The organism is Gluconacetobacter azotocaptans, assembly GCF_014174355.1.
GTDB lineage: Bacteria > Pseudomonadota > Alphaproteobacteria > Acetobacterales > Acetobacteraceae > Gluconacetobacter > Gluconacetobacter azotocaptans.
In genome coordinates this window covers 1-17842 of record NZ_JABEQF010000010.1, presented here as the reverse complement: position 1 = coordinate 17842, position 17842 = coordinate 1, and the positions used below count along the sequence as shown (strand labels likewise).

17 protein-coding genes, 1 tRNA gene and 1 pseudogene are annotated in these 17842 nt (G+C 67.0%); 10 read left to right on the top strand and 9 right to left on the bottom strand.

The genetic code is table 11. The features are described 5' to 3' along the window. Positions 1–116: 116 nt before the first annotated feature. Together HLH34_RS13000 and HLH34_RS12995 are read right to left on the bottom strand one after the other, a co-directional pair. A complete protein-coding gene (locus tag HLH34_RS13000) occupies positions 117–998 on the bottom strand; it encodes a prephenate dehydratase (protein WP_183120012.1) in 882 nt (293 codons plus the stop codon). After that, entirely contained in the window at positions 995–1738 is a 744-nt protein-coding gene (locus HLH34_RS12995) for a 3-deoxy-manno-octulosonate cytidylyltransferase (RefSeq protein ID WP_183120011.1), read from the bottom strand. The genes HLH34_RS13000 and HLH34_RS12995 overlap by 4 nt, the downstream gene beginning before the upstream one ends. Positions 1739–1884: 146 nt before the next feature. On the opposite strand from HLH34_RS12995, the gene HLH34_RS12990 reads away from it, so the two are divergent. The 3 genes from HLH34_RS12990 (at position 1885) to serA (ending at position 4616) form a co-directional block, all read left to right on the top strand. Then, positions 1885–2442, top strand: a complete 558-nt coding sequence (locus HLH34_RS12990) for a c-type cytochrome (protein ID WP_306417755.1) — start codon at positions 1885–1887, stop codon at positions 2440–2442. Beyond that, positions 2439–3251: an inositol monophosphatase family protein gene (locus HLH34_RS12985; protein WP_183120010.1), complete on the top strand. Its 813-nt coding sequence runs from the start codon at positions 2439–2441 to the stop codon at positions 3249–3251. Before HLH34_RS12990 ends, HLH34_RS12985 begins: the two co-directional genes overlap by 4 nt. A gap of 99 nt (positions 3252–3350) precedes the next feature. Next, a complete protein-coding gene (serA, locus tag HLH34_RS12980) occupies positions 3351–4616 on the top strand; it encodes a phosphoglycerate dehydrogenase (protein WP_183120009.1) in 1266 nt (421 codons plus the stop codon). Here serA and HLH34_RS12975 read toward each other — a convergent pair. Further along, entirely contained in the window at positions 4604–4855 is a 252-nt protein-coding gene (locus HLH34_RS12975; protein WP_244959935.1) for a hypothetical protein, read from the bottom strand. The genes serA and HLH34_RS12975 overlap by 13 nt on opposite strands. Before the next feature lie 367 nt (positions 4856–5222). On the opposite strand from HLH34_RS12975, the gene HLH34_RS12970 reads away from it, so the two are divergent. Then, positions 5223–5297 (top strand) — tRNA-Thr (locus HLH34_RS12970). A 153-nt stretch (positions 5298–5450) separates the two neighbouring features. Further along, on the top strand, positions 5451–7226 hold the full coding sequence (locus tag HLH34_RS12965; RefSeq protein ID WP_244959934.1) for a sensor domain-containing diguanylate cyclase: 1776 nt from the start codon (positions 5451–5453) through the stop codon (positions 7224–7226). Positions 7227–7241: 15 nt separating this feature from the next. Here the strand turns inward: HLH34_RS12965 and HLH34_RS12960 are convergent, their stop codons facing one another. Further along, positions 7242–7925 carry a JAB domain-containing protein gene (locus HLH34_RS12960; protein WP_264784371.1) on the bottom strand — a complete coding sequence of 228 codons (684 nt, stop codon included), beginning with the start codon at positions 7923–7925 and terminating at the stop codon, positions 7242–7244. Positions 7926–8029: 104 nt separating this feature from the next. Here HLH34_RS12960 and HLH34_RS12955 point away from each other — a divergent pair, with 104 nt between their 5' ends. Beyond that, positions 8030–8773: an HAD hydrolase-like protein gene (locus HLH34_RS12955; protein ID WP_183120007.1), complete on the top strand. Its 744-nt coding sequence runs from the start codon at positions 8030–8032 to the stop codon at positions 8771–8773. Between the two features lie 4 nt (positions 8774–8777). On the opposite strand, the gene HLH34_RS12950 is transcribed toward HLH34_RS12955, so the two are convergent. After that, entirely contained in the window at positions 8778–9425 is a 648-nt protein-coding gene (locus HLH34_RS12950) for a JAB domain-containing protein (RefSeq protein WP_240161823.1), read from the bottom strand. A 121-nt stretch (positions 9426–9546) separates the two neighbouring features. On the opposite strand from HLH34_RS12950, the gene HLH34_RS12945 reads away from it, so the two are divergent. From HLH34_RS12945 to HLH34_RS12930, 4 genes are all read left to right on the top strand, one after another. Then, positions 9547–11811: an ATP-dependent helicase gene (locus HLH34_RS12945; protein WP_220792171.1), complete on the top strand. Its 2265-nt coding sequence runs from the start codon at positions 9547–9549 to the stop codon at positions 11809–11811. Beyond that, a complete protein-coding gene (locus HLH34_RS12940) occupies positions 11808–12719 on the top strand; it encodes a 50S ribosomal protein L11 methyltransferase (protein WP_183120005.1) in 912 nt (303 codons plus the stop codon). Before HLH34_RS12945 ends, HLH34_RS12940 begins: the two co-directional genes overlap by 4 nt. A 53-nt stretch (positions 12720–12772) precedes the next feature. Continuing rightward, on the top strand, positions 12773–14551 hold the full coding sequence (locus tag HLH34_RS12935) for an aminopeptidase P family protein (RefSeq protein WP_183120004.1): 1779 nt from the start codon (positions 12773–12775) through the stop codon (positions 14549–14551). A 175-nt stretch (positions 14552–14726) separates the two neighbouring features. Beyond that, positions 14727–15758, top strand: a complete 1032-nt coding sequence (locus HLH34_RS12930; protein WP_183120003.1) for an isocitrate/isopropylmalate dehydrogenase family protein — start codon at positions 14727–14729, stop codon at positions 15756–15758. Positions 15759–15853: 95 nt separating this feature from the next. Here the strand turns inward: HLH34_RS12930 and uraH are convergent, their stop codons facing one another. The 4 genes and pseudogenes from uraH to HLH34_RS12910 all read right to left on the bottom strand — a co-directional run. After that, positions 15854–16207 carry a hydroxyisourate hydrolase gene (gene uraH, locus HLH34_RS12925; RefSeq protein ID WP_183120002.1) on the bottom strand — a complete coding sequence of 118 codons (354 nt, stop codon included), beginning with the start codon at positions 16205–16207 and terminating at the stop codon, positions 15854–15856. Then, entirely contained in the window at positions 16204–16743 is a 540-nt protein-coding gene (gene uraD / locus HLH34_RS12920; protein ID WP_244959932.1) for a 2-oxo-4-hydroxy-4-carboxy-5-ureidoimidazoline decarboxylase, read from the bottom strand. The genes uraH and uraD overlap by 4 nt, the downstream gene beginning before the upstream one ends. Then, entirely contained in the window at positions 16740–17651 is a 912-nt protein-coding gene (gene puuE / locus HLH34_RS12915; protein WP_183120001.1) for an allantoinase PuuE, read from the bottom strand. Before puuE ends, uraD begins: the two co-directional genes overlap by 4 nt. Before the next feature lie 5 nt (positions 17652–17656). Then, a pseudogene (locus tag HLH34_RS12910) lies at positions 17657–17842 on the bottom strand (alanine--glyoxylate aminotransferase family protein); the annotation flags it as partial.

Below are 17842 nucleotides of genomic sequence, written 5' to 3'. Positions count from 1 at the left end.
ACGGCAATCCTGCCTGTCCTGTTAATGCGGGACGGCCCGGGAAGACAACTGTCCCACCCCATCCGCATCATAAAGCCCGCAGCGGCGCGGGCCAACCACCCTCCGTTGGGGGCAGCCTAGCCGGCCGTGCCCTGTTCCACCGTCCGGCGGAACGGTGATCCGGGATAGACGCCCAGGATCGTCGACACTTCGGAAAAGAACGCTAATTCGGCCAGCGCGCGGCCCAGCGCCGGGTCGTCGGGATGGCCCTCGACGTCCAGCAGGAACTGGGTGGCGGCGAACGACCCGTCGAGCATGTAGCTTTCCAGTCGCGTCATGTTGACGCCATTGGTCGCGAAGCCGCCCAGGACCTTGTACAGCGCGCCCGCCGCATTGCGGACGCGGAACAGCACGGTCGTGATCGTGTCGGCCTGCCCCGGGGCGGGACGCAGCGCCTCGCGCGATGCGATGTAGAATCGGGTGGTGTTGTGGGCCGCGTCCTCGACGTTGCGGCGCAGGATCGTCAGATTATTCAGTTCCGCCGCCAGGGACGAAGCCACGGCCACGTCCTCGGGATTGCCCCACTGCGCCACCAGTTCGGCGGCCCCGGCGGTGTCGAATTCCACGACCGGGGTCAGGTCCAACTCGCGGATGATCCCCCTGATCTGGGCCATGGCGACGGGGTGCGTGTGGACCCGCCGCGCATCGGACAGGCGGGCGCCCGGCACCCCCATCAGACAATGTTCGACCCGCTGGAAGTGCTCGCCCACAATATACAGGCCGGCCTGCGGCAACAGCGCATGGATGTCCGGCACCCGCCCCGCCAGGCTGTTTTCGCAGGCCAGCATCGCCAGTTCCGCCCGGCCGTCGTGCACGGCGGCGATCGCGTCGGCGAACGTCGCGCACGGCAGCGTCGTCCAGCCCGGCCGCGCCTGGCGGCAGGCCAGGTCCGAATAGGCGCCGGGCTGCCCCTGGAACGCGATCGTGCCCGCAGACGAGGTGGGAGGCGCAGCGGTCATCGTGCACCTGCCAGCAGGCGACGGGCGCGTTCCAGATCGTCCGGCGTGTCCACCCCGAAGGGCGCGGTGGCGACGCGGCAGCATCCGATCGTCATTCCGGCCTCCAGGGCCCTGAGCTGTTCCAGCCTCTCCCTCCTCTCCAGCGGCGACTCCGCCAGACCGACGAAGCGGGCCAGCGCCTGCCGGCGATAGGCATAGATCCCCACATGATGCCATAACGGCCCGTGCCCCCAGGGCACCGAAGCACGCGAAAAATACAACGCCCGGGCAACCGTCCCCGCGTCGTCGTCGTCGAAGGCGCAGGCTGCCTTGACCACCGACTCGCGCCCCGATTCCTCGGGGTCGGTCATGGGGGCAACCAGCGTGCCGATATCGACCACCGGGTCGGCCAGGGGACGCAGTGCCGCGCCCAGGGCGCGCGGGTCCAGCCCCGGCAGGTCGCCTTGCAGATTGACCACGACATCATGGCGCGCCTGCGGGTCGACCTGGCCCAGCGCCTGCCACACGCGGTCCGACCCGGACGGCAGCGCCGGGTCGGTCATGACGGCCGTGCCCCCCGCCGCCTCGACGATCCGGGCCAGTTCGGCGTCCGCCACCGCAACGACGACGGGGCCGATATCCGCCGCCCGGGCACGGTCCAGCACATGAAGGATCATGGGGCGATCGCCGATCACGGCCAGAGGCTTGCCCGGCAGCCGCGTCGAGGCCATGCGGGCGGGGATGACAACGATCGGGTTCATGCGGGAAGCGGGGCCTCAGGTCGGAAGCGACGGAAACGATCCGGATGATGGAACTGCCGGTGCGGACATGGGAATCCCGCCTTTACGGGACAATCCGGCAATGCTTCACACAAGGCGGGCGGCAGTCTAGGTAAGGACCCGCCCTCATGCAACCGTACCCCAGCTGGAGCATCGTATTGGACAGCAAGGACGCCAACCGTATCGCAGCAGCCGTCCTGGTGGCCGCCCTGGCCCTGGGCGGCAGCTGGGGCGCCGGATATCTGGCGGTGCCCGCCGCCGCCCCGGCACGTCCGGCCTTCGTCCTGCCCACCCCTGTATCGGCACCCGCGTCGCCGGCGACGGCCGTGGCCCCGTATTCCATCGCCGACGCGGTCGCCCATGCCGACCCCAAGGCCGGACAGGCGCTGGCGGAGCGTATGTGCGCCATGTGCCACAGCTTCGCCAAGGACGGGCCGGCCGTGATCGGCCCGGCGCTGTATGGTGTCGTGGGTACACACATCGGCGACCTTCCCGGCTATGAATTCTCACCGGCCCTTGCCGCGCATAAGGCCGAAAGCTGGACCGACGACAACCTGTCGGCCTGGTTGCAGAGCCCGTCGGCTTTCGCCGCCGGCACCAGAATGGCCTTTCCCGGCGTGTCGGACGAAAATGATCGTGCCGCCATCATCGCCTTCCTGCGCAGCCTGTCGGACGGCGGAAAATGACCATGACCCTGCATGACAGCGACCGGCTGGTCGCGGCGGCGACGGCCGCGGCGGACGTCGCCGGCTGTGTGATCCGCCCCTTCTTTCGCCAGGGCATCGGCGCCGACGACAAGGACGACCGCAGCCCCGTCACCATCGCTGACCGCACGGCCGAACGCGCCATCCGCGCCGTGCTGGCCGAACGCCTGCCCGACCACGGGGTGCTGGGCGAGGAATTCGGGCAGGAACGCCCCGGCGGGCGCTATTGCTGGGTCATCGACCCGGTGGACGGCACCCGGGCCTTCCTGACCGGACGGCCGACCTTCGGCACCCTGATCGCATTGCTGGAGGACGGGGTTCCCGTCCTGGGCGTGATCGACCAGCCGGTGACCGGCGAACGCTGGATCGGCGTGCGGGGGCGCCCGACCCGCTACGAGTCCCGCTGGCCTGGCGCGATCCGCACCCGCCCCTGCCCGGATATCGGACAGGCCGAACTGTCCTGCACCGCGCCCGAGATGATCGAGGGCGCCCCTACGCCACATTGGGACGCCCTGCGGCGCAGCGCGAAGCGCGTCAGCTGGGGCGGGGACTGCTACGCCTACGGGTTGCTGGCGCTGGGTCAGATCGACGTCGTCGCTGAATGCACGATGAAAATCTGGGACTGGGCGGCGCTGGTGCCGGTCATCGAGGGCGCCGGGGGCCGCGTCACCGACTGGAGCGGCCGCCCCCTGCGGGCCGACGGCGATGGAACGGTGCTGGCGGTCGGTGACCCGACGTTGCTGGCCACGGCGTCGGCGCTGCTGTGCGAGGGGCGTCCGACGCGCTCTTGAACAGAGACGACATACCTCCGATGTCGGTGTGGCCCCTAGGCATTTATCCGTCGATCGGATAGGAGCGACATCTTCTTCGAATAGGCGCGAGTATTCGACATGAGCAGCGAGACCACCAGCCAGCTTTCCCTATCCAAGGACAAGATCCGTATCCTGCTGCTCGAAGGCATTCACGACAGTGCGGTGGCCCTGCTGAAGAACAACGGCTACGAGAATGTCACCCGGCTGACCAAGGCGCTGGAAGGCCCGGCGTTGCGCGAGGCCCTGGAAGGCGTGCATATCGTCGGCATCCGGTCACGTACCCAGTTGACCGAGGAGATGATCGCGGCCGCCGATCGCCTGATCGCCATCGGCTGTTTCTGCATAGGGACCAACCAGGTCAACCTTCAGGCGGCGCGGCACCACGGTATTCCGGTGTTCAACGCGCCGTTCAGCAACACGCGCTCGGTCGCCGAGCTGGTGATGGGCGAAATCGTGATGCTGATGCGTCAGATTTTCCCCAAATCCGTGCAGTGTCACGCGGGGGGATGGACCAAATCCGCCGCCAACAGCTGGGAAGTGCGCGGCAAGACGCTGGGCATCGTCGGCTACGGCTCGATCGGCTCGCAACTCTCGGTTCTGGCCGAAGCGTTCGGCATGCGGGTGGTCTATTTCGACGTCATCGACAAGCTGGTGCACGGCAACGCCGCCCCGGTCGATACATTGAACGACCTGCTGGCGCAGAGCGATGTGGTCAGCCTGCACGTGCCGCAGGTGGCCAGCACCGCCAATCTGATCGGCGAGGCGCAGATCCGCGCGATGAAGCCGGGGTCCTTCCTGATCAACAACGCGCGCGGCAATGTCGTGGACCTGGACGCGCTGGCCGCGGCCCTGCGTGACGGGCACCTGCTGGGCGCCGCGATCGACGTGTTCCCGACCGAGCCCAAGGGCGCGGGCGACCGGTTCTCCTCGCCGCTGCAGGAACTGGATAACGTCATCCTCACCCCGCATATCGGCGGCTCCACCGCCGAGGCGCAGGAGCGCATCGGTGTCGAGGTCGCGCGCAAGCTGATCGAATATTCGGACATCGGTTCGACGTTGGGGGCGGTCAATTTCCCCACCGTGCAGTTGCCCGAAAGCCCGCGGGGCACGCGATTCATGCATGTCCACAGCAATGTTCCCGGCATCATGCTGCAGATCAACGAGATCTTCATGTCCGAGAACAGCAACATCACCGCCCAGTACCTGCAGACCGACGGCGAACTGGGCTATGTAGTCGTCGAGGCCGACACCGGGCGCGACATCGAAAAGGACAATCGCATCCTTGCGCGCCTGCGCGACCTCAAGGGCACGATCCGGGCCAGGCTGCTGTATCAGCAGTCCTGACCGGCCCGACCCTTCCGAGGCCCCCTCCGTTTCAGCTCGCGCGCAACGGGGGGATGCCTCACCTTGCGGAAATGCAGGCCGACCTTGTGACGCAGCGAGTCCAGATCCGGCAGAAGCTGGTTGTGCAGGGCACGGACGCTGTCATGCACCGCGTGGAACCGCAGCAGGCCGCTGGTAAACAGGACAGCCGTACCCAGGAAAACGCCATCGATTTCGATAATCGTGGACTCCAGCATCATCAAAAACCTCAAGATACCTACAGCAATGTGGAGAGGGCGAATTGCCCCCCTCTTTTTTCCAGAAACAAACGGTTAGAGGGCGATCCGGGTTTCGTCCCGGGGCATATTTTCAAACGAATGTCATCGGCGCGCGGCAGTTCAACGAGATAATGACGGCATGAATGTGGCGCGTCCCGGGTCGTCACGGTGATGTGCGGGCGATGGATCTGATGCGAAAACCGTCCTTCCGGCAGGAGCGCACTCGGCCCTTGACCGGGACGGGCGGGAAAGGCAGAAAGGCGCGCAAGGCCGACCGATGCCGGACACGTGCCGGAACGATCGGCCGGGCTTTTCTCTCATGATAAAAGCCACGCTTTATCATGGCGTTGCCGGGTTAGCACAGCGGTAGTGCAGCGGTTTTGTAAACCGAAGGCCGGGGGTTCAAATCCCTCACCCGGCACCAGACCATCGACATTCCAAAGTCCCGGCGTCGCTGGTTCCGATTTTCGGCCAACGCGCCTCTCCCCCGGTTCTCGGGTCGCGTGTTTCCTGTTACGACGGAAACGGCGCCGGCAGGTCATGGGCAATGACTGACATATTATTTGAAAACAGAAAAATGGCGCATGTGCTGGTCTTCGTGCTGGCGGCGGTCTGCGCGTTCGTCAGCGTCACATGGACCAAGCATGCGGGCGGGGTCGCCACCATCTGGCCTGCCAACGCGATCATTGTCGTTGCGATGCTGCGGTCGTCCCGATCGGACGGCTGGCTTTACGTCATGGCGCTGTGCGTCATGACGGTCCTGATCAATCTCGGCGACCACCGCCCCTGGGGTGTCGTCCTGGGGTTTGCCGTGGCCAACATGGCCGAAGTCACCATGGCGGCCCTGCTGGTCCGGCGGATCAGCCCGATCGCGCATTCCTTCGAACAGCCGGGGTGGGCCTTTCGTTTCGCGGTGGCGATCTTCGCCTCGGTCGTCGTATCCGCCATGATAGCGGGCGGGGCACTCTCGCTCAGCGAACATCATCCATGGATCGCCGGCAGCGAATTCTGGACGATGTCGCACCTGCCCGGCCTGCTGATCATCGTCCCCATGCTTCTGGCGCTGTATCCCCAAGGCGACAGGCATCGCCTTGCCACCGCCGAACCGCACATGACAACGACATTGTTCCTGATGGCCTTCGTCGCTGCGACATCGGTCGTTATATTCTCGCAATCCCGCTATCCGATCCAGTTCCTGATCCTGCCCTCGCTTTTGCTGGCGACGTATCATCTCAACGCCAAGGGGGCCGCACTGTCGGTGGCCATCGTCGCCGTGATCGGCAGTTTCTTCATCCTGACCAAAACCGGGCCGCTGATGCAGGTTCACGGTCCCGCCGCGGTGAAGATCTATCTTTTCCAGCTTTACCTGGTGACCATCTTCTTCTGCGCGCTGCCCCTGGGCGCCGTGCTGACCCAGCGCGACCAGAAGACCAGCCTGGCGGAACAGCGCTTCCAGGATTTCCGGCATCTGGCCGACCGGGTCGGCGACGTGCTGTTCCGTGCCGATGGCGCCGGTCGGTGGCGCTACCTGAACCCTGCCTACGCGCGGATGTCCGGCTTCGACGTCAACAGCAAGCTGGGTCAGCTCATCCTGGACGACGTGGTGCCCGAGGACCGGCCGGCCCTGACCCAGGCCCAGGCGGAACTGACCAACGGCACGCGCGACGAGATCAGGCTGGTCGTCAGCATTCATCGCCGCGACGGCACCGTCCGTCATGTCGAAATCCTGGCCTACCGGCTGGACGAGGGGGACGGATTCGGAGGCCTGATCCGCGATGTGACGGACCAGATGACGCTGGAGGCGCAGAACCGGCAGATCGCCGCCGCCTACGAAACCGCCGCCAATACCGACGAACTGACGTCATTGCCCAATCGCCGCGCGTTCTTCCAGGTGCTCGGCGTCCATCTGTCGGACGCCACGCCGTCCGACAACCTGACCGTCGCGCTGTTCGACCTCGATCATTTCAAGCGCGTCAACGATCAGTACGGTCACCCGGCCGGCGATGTCGTGCTGCGCCATGTCGCCCAGACCGTCCGCGCGACGATGCGCGAGTGCGACATGGTCGCACGGATCGGCGGGGAGGAATTTGCCATCCTGATCGTGGGCGAAAGCTACGCGCAGGCGGTGGCTATGGCGCGCCGGACCCTGCGCGCCGTCTCGGCGGCTCCGATCGTCCTGCCCGATGGCCCGACGATCCATGTCACCATCAGCATGGGGCTTGCCACCCGCACGGATCACGAGGACCGGGACATGCTGATTTCCCGGGCGGACCAGGCGCTCTATGCCGCCAAGCGCACAGGGCGCAATCGTCTCGAGGAGGCACCCATGCCCTCCGACCAGGTCCTGTCCTGAAACCCGCCCCCGGGTTCAGAGCAGCCCGGATTGCCGGAAACTGGTGGACGCCCCGTTGCCGACGATGATGTGGTCGCGGATGGACAGTCCCAGTACGGTCGCGATCTGTTCCAGGCGGCGCGTCATCGCGACGTCCTCGCGCGACGGCATCGGGTTCCATCCCGGGTGGTTATGCACCAGAATCAGTTCGCGCGCCTTCAGCCGGATGGCGCGGCGCATGACCTCGCGCGGGTAGACCGGGGTGTGATCGACAGTCCCGCGCGCCAGCACCTCGTCCGAGATCAGCCGCGCATGATGGTCCAGAAACAGCACCCGGAACTGTTCCACATCGTCCCGCGCGAGGGCGGCCTGAAGATAGGCCATCAGGTCCGTATGGCACGACAGCACGTTCCCCTGCCTGATCCGTGCCCGCATCAGGCGGATCGCGGCCTCGCGCAGCAACAGGATGGCAACGCCGACCGGCGCCCTGCCCTCGACCGCCACCGCCAGATCGTCCGCCTCGGCCGACAGCACGCCGCCAACCGTTCCGAAACGGGCCAGCAGCCGGCCGGCGATGCCGGAGAGATCGGCGCTGGCCGGCAGGGCCAGGGACAGGATCGCGGTCATCAGCGCCCGGTCGTCCAGTTCGTCCCCCGCCCCCGACAGGATCGCGGCGCGGGCAGAATCGGCCGCCCCCGGGGCGGCAGGCCCGGCCGTCACCCGCTATCTCGGCAGGACACGGGATCGTGGCGCGGGACAGGTCGCATCGGCGTACCATCGTTGCTATACGTGGGATTCATGGAGCCTGAAGGACCATAATCCGAATGAATTTCCAGTCGTTTCTGAGCCATCATGACGCTGTTCTTCTCGACCTTGATGGCACCATCGTTGATTCGCGGGCCGGAATTATTGGCTCTCTACACGATTCGCTGCGTGATCTTGGCCATGAACCCGATCCGAAGGAAGACCTGACCTGGGTGGTCGGTCCTCCATTGCACGATCTGGTCGCCCGGGTCCTGGAGCATTACGGCGACGATCGCGCCGAAGAAGCCGTAAAGCTGTACCGCTATCATTACGAGCGGCACGGCATGCACCGCAGCCCGGTCTTCACGGGCATGCAGGAGGTCATCGAGAGCGTGGTGGCATCCGGCGCGCGGCTGTTCCTTGCCACCTCGAAGCCCGTTCACCTCGCGCGTGCGATTCTCGACCTGCGGGGGCTGACGAAATATTTCACGGCGTTGTACGGCGCCCGCCCCGACGACAGCGGTGCCGAGAAGCCGGAGCTGATCGCGGATCTTTTGCGCGAACACGCCATCCCGACCAATCGCGCGGTCATGATCGGCGACCGCCGGTTCGACATCAGCGGCGCGCATGCGAACCATATCCGCGCCCTGGGCGTGCTGTGGGGTTATGGCGGCGAGACCGAACTGACCGAAGCCGGCGCGGATGGGCTGGTCAACGACCCCGGCGAATTGCTGCTTGCGATCCGCGAACAACTGGCGGCGGCGCATCTGCACGCCGAGGTCGTGCACGCCATGCCCCAGGCCGACGAACAGGGTAAGATCTGAGGCGCTAGAGCCGTCGTTCCTGCCGCAGGCTGATCCACCGTCCCCGGCCGAGCAGAAGATGGTCCTGCACGGTCAGGGACAGTGCCTGGGCATGATGGGATATCGCCTGCATCAGGACGGTGTCGCGATCGATCTGTGCTGCCGACGGCGGCCAGGACGCGGCAATGCGGACGCCGACGAACGCGGTGGCGTGGACGTCCAGCGCCCGCAGCAGGATATGGCGCTGAAGGGCGTCAAGTTCGCCGCCATCCAGCGTCGCCGACACCGTATCGTCGGCGATGACGTGGTTGCCGCTGTCCAGGAACAGGATCCGCAACTGCCCTGGCGGGGCGTCGGCCAGCACCGTGTCGCAATAGGTCATCACGGCGTCCCAGTCCCCGACATGCGCGCGCGTCACCGGCTCGGGCCGCGACAGGCGGGTGGCGGCGCACGCGGGCAGCATCAGGGGCAGCGCGACCCCATCGGACAGGCCCGCCCCGCGCAGGTCGTCGGACGAGGCCGACAGCAGGGCCGCCAAGCTGCCGAACCGGTTGATCAGCGCCTTGGCCATGGGCTTGGTATCGCGTCGCGGAATCCCCGGGAACAGCAGCATCTCGACGATTTCGTAGTCGGCCAGCGCGTGCGCGCCCGCCGTCAGCACCCGTGCACGCATGCGGGCCCGGTGCCCCTGCGGCCCGGTGTCCTTGAACGGAGCATTCCGCGAGGGCGTCGCCGCCCCCTTCCCGCCCTGTCGTGCCATCCGGCCCCCTGTTTCGTGCGCGGCGCGCCCCCAGATGCTTGGTCATAGCCCCGGGACGCCCTATACGGAAACCGTGACCCAGATTTCGCCCCCCCTTTCCGACAGTCCCGATTACCTCCAGCGACTCAATCCCGAACAGCGGACGGCGATCGAGACGACGGATGGCCCGCTGCTGGTGCTTGCCGGCGCCGGGACAGGCAAGACGCGCGTCCTGACCACGCGATTTGCCCATATCCTGCTATCGGGCCGGGCGCGGCCGAACCAGATCCTGGCCGTCACGTTCACCAACAAGGCCGCGCGCGAAATGCGCGAGCGCGTCGGCGCCCTGCTGGGTACCCCGGTCGAGGGGCTGTGGCTGGGGACGTTCCATGCGCTGTGCGCGCGCATGCTGCGCCGGCACGCGGAATATGTCGGGCTGACCAGCGGCTTTTCCATCCTGGACACCGACGACCAGCTTCGCCTGCTGAAGCAGGTGATGGAACCCTATCGCATCGACACCAAGCGCTGGCCGCCCCAGGGCATCCTGGGCGTGATCCAGCGTTGGAAGGATCGCGGCCTGACGCCCGCGCGCGTCACCCCGGCCGAGGACAGCGATTTCGCCGGCGGAAAATGCTGCGCGATCTATACCGACTACCAGACCCGGCTGGCGCAGCTCAACGCCTGCGACTTCGGCGACCTGATGCTGCATATGACCGAGATCATGCGCACCCATCCGGACGTGCTGGCGCAATACCACCGGTTCTTCCGCTATATCCTGGTGGACGAATATCAGGACACGAACACCATCCAGTACCTGTGGCTGCGCCTGCTGGCCCAGCGCGACGGCCAGCCCGCCAATATCTGCTGCGTGGGGGACGACGACCAGTCGATCTATTCCTGGCGCGGGGCCGAGGTCGAGAACATCCTGCGCTTCGAACGAGATTTCCCCGGGGCTGCGGTCGTCCGGCTGGAACGCAACTACCGTTCGACCGTGCAGATCCTGGGCGCAGCATCCGGGCTGATCGCGCATAACGACGGGCGGCTGGGCAAGACGCTGCGCCCCGGACGCGACGATGCGACGGGCGAGAAGGTGCGGGTGGTTTCGGTCTGGGATTCGGACGACGAGGCCCGCCTGGTCGGCGAGGAGATCGAGCGCGTGCGCGCCGGCGGGCATTCGCTGTCGGAAATCGCGATCCTGGTCCGCGCCGGTTTCCAGACCCGCGCGTTCGAGGAACGGCTGATCACCCTGGGCATTCCCTATCGGGTGGTGGGCGGATTGCGCTTTTACGAACGCGCCGAAATCCGCGACGCGCTGGCCTATATGCGGGTCATGAACCAGCCGGCGGACGATCTGGCGTTCGAGCGGATCATCAACGTGCCCCGACGCGGCATCGGCGCCGCCGCGATGCAGAAATTCCACCTGGCTGCGCGCGAGCGGCAGATGCCCCTGGCCGCCGCGGTCATGGATCTGATCGCGCGCAACGAACTCAAGGGCCGCGCGCGCGAACAGATGACCGCCCTGATGTCGTGCCTGGCCCGGGGCCGCGAGGCCCTGCCGCGCGAGGGCCACGTAGTGGTGGTCGAAACCCTGCTGGAGGAAAGCGGCTATATCGACATGTGGAAGGCCGACACCTCGCCCGAGGCCCCCGGCCGGCTGGACAATTTGAAGGAACTGGTCCGCGCGCTGGCCGATTTCGAAAGCCTGGCCGGGTTCCTGGAACATGTCGCCCTGGTCATGGAGAACGAGGAGAATGCCGGCGCCGAGCGGGCTAGCATCATGACCCTGCACGGGGCGAAGGGCCTGGAATTCGATACCGTCTTCCTGCCGGGGTGGGAGGAAGGCGTCTTCCCCTCGCAGCGCACCCTGGATGAGGGCGGCCTGAAGGGGCTGGAGGAGGAACGGCGCCTGGCGTACGTCGGCATCACCCGTGCCCGGCACCGCGCCATCATCAGCCACGCCGCCAACCGCCGGATCTACGGCAACTGGCAGTCGGCGATTCCCAGCCGGTTCATCGACGAACTGCCGCCCGAACATGTCACCGTGACCGGCGCCGCGTCGCAGGCCCGCCAGCGGGGGCATGGGCATGCCCCCATCTTCGCCACCGCCTTCCCGGTGATGGCGCGCCGTCCGCGCGTGACGGATGTGCCCGATGGCGGCACCACCAGCCCCGAACGGGGCATCGCCGTGGGCAGCCGGGTGTTCCACCAGAAATTCGGATACGGAACGGTCTCGTCCAAGGACGGAAACCGTTTGGAGGTCGCTTTCGAGAAAGCCGGCCTGAAGCGTGTCCTCGATACCTTCGTTGAGAAAACATCATGACAAGACTGACCCGTCGACACGCGACGGAACTGGAAACCATTTCCGTCACCGTACCGGCCGAGGCCGTCGAGGCATACGAAGACGCCCTGGCCGTCGTCTGCACGACGATCGGCATATTCGAAATGGATGACAGCCAGCTCTTCTGGCGGGTCGAGGGCGTCCGCGACGCCGGCCATGGCGAGGTGGAACTGACCGGCGCTTTGGCCATAGCCGCCGCCGTGACCGGGCATGAGGCCACGCTGGACCGCACCCGCACCGAGGCCGAGGGCTGGCTGGCCCGCACCTACGAATCCTTCCCCGAACAGACGGTCGGGCAGCGTTTCGCCGTGCGCGGCACGCATCTGGCCCCGTCGGAGCGTTCGCGTCGCATCACCATCACGCTGGATGCCGGCGTCGCCTTCGGATCGGGCGAACACGGATCGACCCGCGGCTGCCTTCGCGCGCTTGAGGCAGTCGCCCATCGCCGCCCCCGCCGGATTCTGGACATGGGCTGCGGTTCGGGCATCCTGGCCATGGCGGCGGCGGCCCTGCTGCATCGTCCGGTCCTGGCGATCGATATCGAGCCCTGGTCCGTCCGCACCACGGCACGGAACACGGAACTGAACGGGCTGGGGCCCCTGATCGACGCCCGCCTGGGCAATGGCTGGCGGACGCCCGGACTGTCCCGCCGCGCGCCGTTCGACCTGGTCTTCGCCAATATCCTGGCCCGCCCGCTGTGCCTCATGGCGCAGGATCTGGCGCTGCATCTGTCGCCCGGCGGGACGGCAATCCTGGCCGGATTGCTGAACAGCCAGGCCGGCATGGTCCTGGCGGCTCACCGGCGGCAGGGCCTGGTTCTGGAACGCCGCCTGCGCGAGGGCGACTGGACGACGCTGGTCCTGCGCAAACCGTCCGGCGCGGTCATCTGATTTACGAACATATCCGGATAAAAATCTGTCTTTAAAAGATAAAGGACGATGACATGACCGATTCTGCATCCCGCCTGGCGGCCCTACGCGCGGCGTTGGGCCAGATGAATGTCGATGGCTTCGTCCTGCCGCGCGGCGACGAACATCTGGGCGAATATGTCGCGCCATGCGCCGAGCGTCTGGCGTGGCTGACCGGCTTCACCGGCAGTGCCGGCATGACCGTGGTCCAGCGGGATGGACCGTCGGCCGTATTTTCCGACGGCCGCTACATCACGCAGATGGACCAGCAGATCGACGGCGCGCTGTGGTCCCGCCTGCATATCCGCGACACGCCCCCGGCCCACTGGCTGGCGGCCAACGGCGGCGCGGGCAAGCGCATCGGCTACGATCCCCGGCTGGTCGGCGAGGCAGGGCTCCAGCCCTTTCTGGATGCCGGCCTGACGCTGGTTCCGCTGGCCGCCAACCCGGTGGACCAGGTCTGGACCGACCGCCCCGCCGCCCCGGCCACGCCCTGCCTGCCCCACCCGCTGACCTATGCCGGGGTCGACAGCGCCGCGAAGCGGGAGCGGATTGCCGACACACTGAAGGCCGAGGGCCAGGACGCGGTCATCCTTGGCGATCCGACCTCGATCGCGTGGCTGCTGAATATCCGGGGCGGCGATATACCCTACATTCCGGTCTGCCTGGCGTTTGCCATCCTGCATGCCGATGCACGGCTGGACCTGTTCATCGACCCCGCGCGCGTGCCGGCCGACACCGGCACCTGGCTGGGGCCGCAGGTCTCCATCACGCCCCCGGACCGGCTGGAGGCGGCGCTGGCGGCGCTGACCGGCCAGCGGGTGCGGATCGATCCCGTCGGCACCGCCATCTGGTTCATCCAGACGGTTCAGGCGGCGGGCGCCACGGTGGTGCGGGGCAGCGATCCGTGCGTGGTGCCGAAAGCCGTCAAGAACGAGGTCGAGCAGGACGGCGCGCGGCGCGCCCATATGCAGGACGGCGTGGCGTTGTGCCGTTTTCTGCACTGGCTGGATGAGGCGGGCGTGGGCCAGGGCGAACTGGAGGCCGCCGGCCGGCTGGATTCGTGCCGCGCCGGCAGCCCCGATTATCGCGAGGAAAGCTTTCCCGCCATTTCGGGCGCCGGCCCCAACGGGGCGGTCATCCACTACCGCGTCACGCCGGAGAGCAATCGCAGGCTCGGCGCGAACGAGGTCTATCTGATCGACAGCGGCGGTCAGTACCCGTTCGGCACCACCGACGTCACGCGCACGATCTGGACCGGCCCCGACGCGGGCCCCGATCATGTGCGCGGACCGTTCACCCGGGTGCTGAAGGGGCATATCGCGCTGGCGCAAGCCCGCTTCCCGGCCGGGGTCACGGGGCATGCGCTGGATGCCCTGGCCCGCTACGCCCTGTGGCAGGCGGGGCTGGATTACGATCACGGGACCGGTCACGGCATCGGCAGCTACCTGTCGGTTCACGAAGGGCCGGCCTCGATCTCGGCGGTGTACCGCCCGGTGGCGATCGAGGCCGGGATGATCCTGTCGAACGAACCCGGATACTATCGTCCCGGCGCGTTCGGGATCCGGCTGGAAAACCTGCTGCTGGTGCGTCCGGCCCCGGTGGGCGCCCCCGGCCGGGCTTTTCTGGAATTCGAAACGCTGACACTGGCGCCCTTCGACCGCCGGCTGATCGACGTCGCGCTTCTGACCGAGGGCGAGCGATCATGGCTGGACGCCTATCATGCACGGGTTTGTGAAGACATCGCGCCGCATCTGGACAGTGCCGGGCAGACGTGGCTGCGGGCAGCCTGTGCCCCGCTGGCGGGGGGATAGCGCCGGATAATGTGACCGTGAAAGCGGCCCTGCCGGGGGGCTGTGGAATTGTCACATGCCGGTCACGGGCCTAGGACCATACGGGTTCCGACACGGCTGCTCTGCCTCGCGACCAGGTAGTCCGACGCCGGCGCGCACCCTGTCAAAGACCCTGCACAGAGGGAGACGTTCCATAATGTCCGCTGCAGAAAAAAACATCCCGGCCACCCTGATTCCCGGCGACGGGATTGGCCCCGAGATCGTCGAATCCGTCATCGAGATCCTGGACGCGGTCGGCGCCCCGTTCGACTGGGACCGCCAGCTTGCCGGCATGGCGGCCGTCGACGCCACCGGCAATCCGCTGCCTGCCCAGACGATCGAGAGCATCCATCGCACCGGCCTCGCGCTCAAGGGGCCGCTGACCACGCCCGTCGGCGGCGGCTTCAAGTCGATCAACGTCACATTGCGGCAGGAGTTCGGTCTCTACGCCAATCTTCGTCCGACCCACACGATCGTGCCGGGCGGCCGCTTCGACAAGATCGACCTCGTCATCGTCCGTGAAAACCTCGAGGGGTATTACGCGGCGATGGAAAGCTACATCCCCGTCGGTGACGACCCGCATGGCATCGCCACCGGCGCCGGCTACAACTCGCGCGCCGAATGCAACCGCATCGTCCGCTTCGCCTTCGAATACGCGGTCAAGAACAACCGCAAGAAGGTGACGCTGGTCCACAAGGCCAACATCCTGAAGCTGCTGACGGGCCTGTTCCTTGAAGAGGGCCGCAAGGTCGCGAAGGAATACGAGGGCCGCGTCGAGGTGAACGAGCGGATCGTCGACGCCTGCGCCATGCAACTGGTCATCGACCCGTGGCAGTTCGACGTGATCGTCACCACCAACCTGTTCGGCGACATCTTGTCCGACCTGACGGCCGGCCTGGTCGGCGGCCTGGGTATGGCCCCGGGTGCCAATATCGGCGAGAAGGCGGCGGTGTTCGAAGCCGTCCATGGTTCCGCTCCGGATATCGCCGGCAAGAACCTGGCCAACCCGCTGGCCCTGCTGATGGCTGCGAACATGATGCTGCAGCATGTGGGCCGCCAGGACCTGGCCTCCCGTATCGAGGGCGCGATCGAAGCCGTCATCACCACCGGCGAGGTCCGGACCCGCGACCTGGGCGGCACCGCCGGAACGCGGGAACTGACGGCCGCGCTGAAGCAGAAGCTGGTCTGATCCATTCCGCCGGCCTGAAAGGCCGGCGGGATAGGGATATCGAAACGCGCGACGGGAATTACTCCCGTCGCGCGTTTTGGCGTTTCAGGGCCGGCTCAACTTCCCCGGTAGGTCGAAAACCCGTAGGGCGAAACCAGCAGCGGCACATGGTAGTGCCCCCCCTTCCCGTCGGCGCCCGGTACCGCGATCCCGAAGGCGATCGGCACGATATCCAGGAAAGGCGGGTCGCTCTGGGCGACGCCCTGCCCCTGGAAATAGGCTGCCACCGAAAATTCCAGCCGATAGCGGCCCGGCGCCAGCCCGCCCAGCGTCGCCAGATCCGGGCAGCGTCCGTCCGCGTTCGTGCGGCCGCTGAACAGGCAGCGCTCGCCCTGCCACAGGGCGATGTCCATGCCGGCCGCGGGGCGGCCGGACACCAGATCCAGAACGTGGCTGGACAGGGTCATCATGCCGTACGCTCCAGTTTCGCCAGAATGTCCACCAGCCGCAAGCCGGCGATCTTGCCGATCTCGACCAGCGCGGTGTCCAGTTCCTGCTCGGGCGTATGGGCGACGCGGCGTTCCATTTCCGACAGGATGAAAGCCTTGTCCGACAGGCGGACACAGATGACGAACGGCATGGCGAACCGCGCGGCATAGGCGTCGTTCAGCTGGTTGAACCGGCCATATTCCTGCGTGCTCAACCGGTCCAGCCCGGCCGATGCCTGTTCGGTGGCGGAAGCCTGCGTCAATGTCGGATCGAGCCCGGCCCGGCGCGCCAGTTCCGGATGCGCGCGCACCAGCGCCAGTTTCTCGGCCTCGGTCGCGCCATCCACCAACGCCTTCATCGTCGCCAGCATCGCCTCCGGCCCGGCGAAGGGCCGCAGGGACGCGGCGCGTTCCGCCACCCAGGGCGAATGCTCGAACAACGGCCCGAACAGGGTCACGAATCCTTCGGCATCCAGCGTGTTGACCCGATCCATGATGTCGGTCGTCCGGGGGGTCATGTGGGGTGCACCTTCAGCCAGTGGCGTGCGATATCCAGGCGGGTGGCGATCCATACGCCGTCCTGCGCCAGGACATGGTCCAGGAAACGGGCGACCGCGCGGGCCCGGCCCGGCCGGCCGGCAACACGGCAATGCAGTCCGATGGACATCATCTTGGGCGACGCGGCGCCTTCTTCATACAGCGCGTCGAACGTATCGCGCAGGTAGCGGAAGAACTGCTCGCCCTCGGTGAAGCCGTTCAGCGCGACGAAGCGCATGTCGTTCGCATCCAGCGTATAGGGCACGATCAACTGCGCCCGTCCGTGCCGGCGGTCGTAATAGGGCAGGTCGTCGGCATAGGAATCCGCATCATAGACGAACCCCCCTTCCTCGGCGACCAGACGGGCGGTGTTCGGGCTGGTGCGTCCCTGGTACCAGCCCAGCGGGCGCGACCCGGTCAGTTCGGCATGCAGGGCGATGCATTGGCGGATATGCTCGCGCTCCAGTTCCTCGGGCACATGCTGGTAGTCGATCCAGCGCAGGCCGTGGCTGGCGATTTCCCATCCCGCGTCCTGCATCGCCGCCACCGCACCCGGATTGCGCGCCATCGCCGCCGCGACGCCGAAGATTGTGACGGGCAGAGACCGTTCGGTGAACAGCCGGTGCAGGCGCCAGAACCCGGCGCGGGCGCCGTATTCATACAGGCTTTCCATCGCGATGGCCCGCGCGCCCGGGACGGATTGCGCGCCCACCATCTCGGACAGGAAGGCTTCCGACCCCCTGTCGCCGTGCAGGACCGAATTTTCGGCCCCTTCCTCGTAATTGATGACGAACTGGACGGCGACCCGCGCCGCGCCGGGCCAGTGCGGGTCCGGCGGCCGGCCGGCATAGCCGATCAGGTCGCGCGGATAGGTATCGGTGGGGGCCATATCCGTCACAAATCCTCGTACGCAGCGCGTGCGGCATCGACGGCGGCGCCGGAGGCCAGGGCGTGGCCTTCCTGGCGCAACACGGCCTCCAGCGCGCCCAAGGTCAGCAGCACCTTGTGCTTCATGGCGTTGTAGCCCATGGCGCCGATGCGCCAGATCCGCCCGGCCAGCGGCCCGAAGGCGGTGCCGAT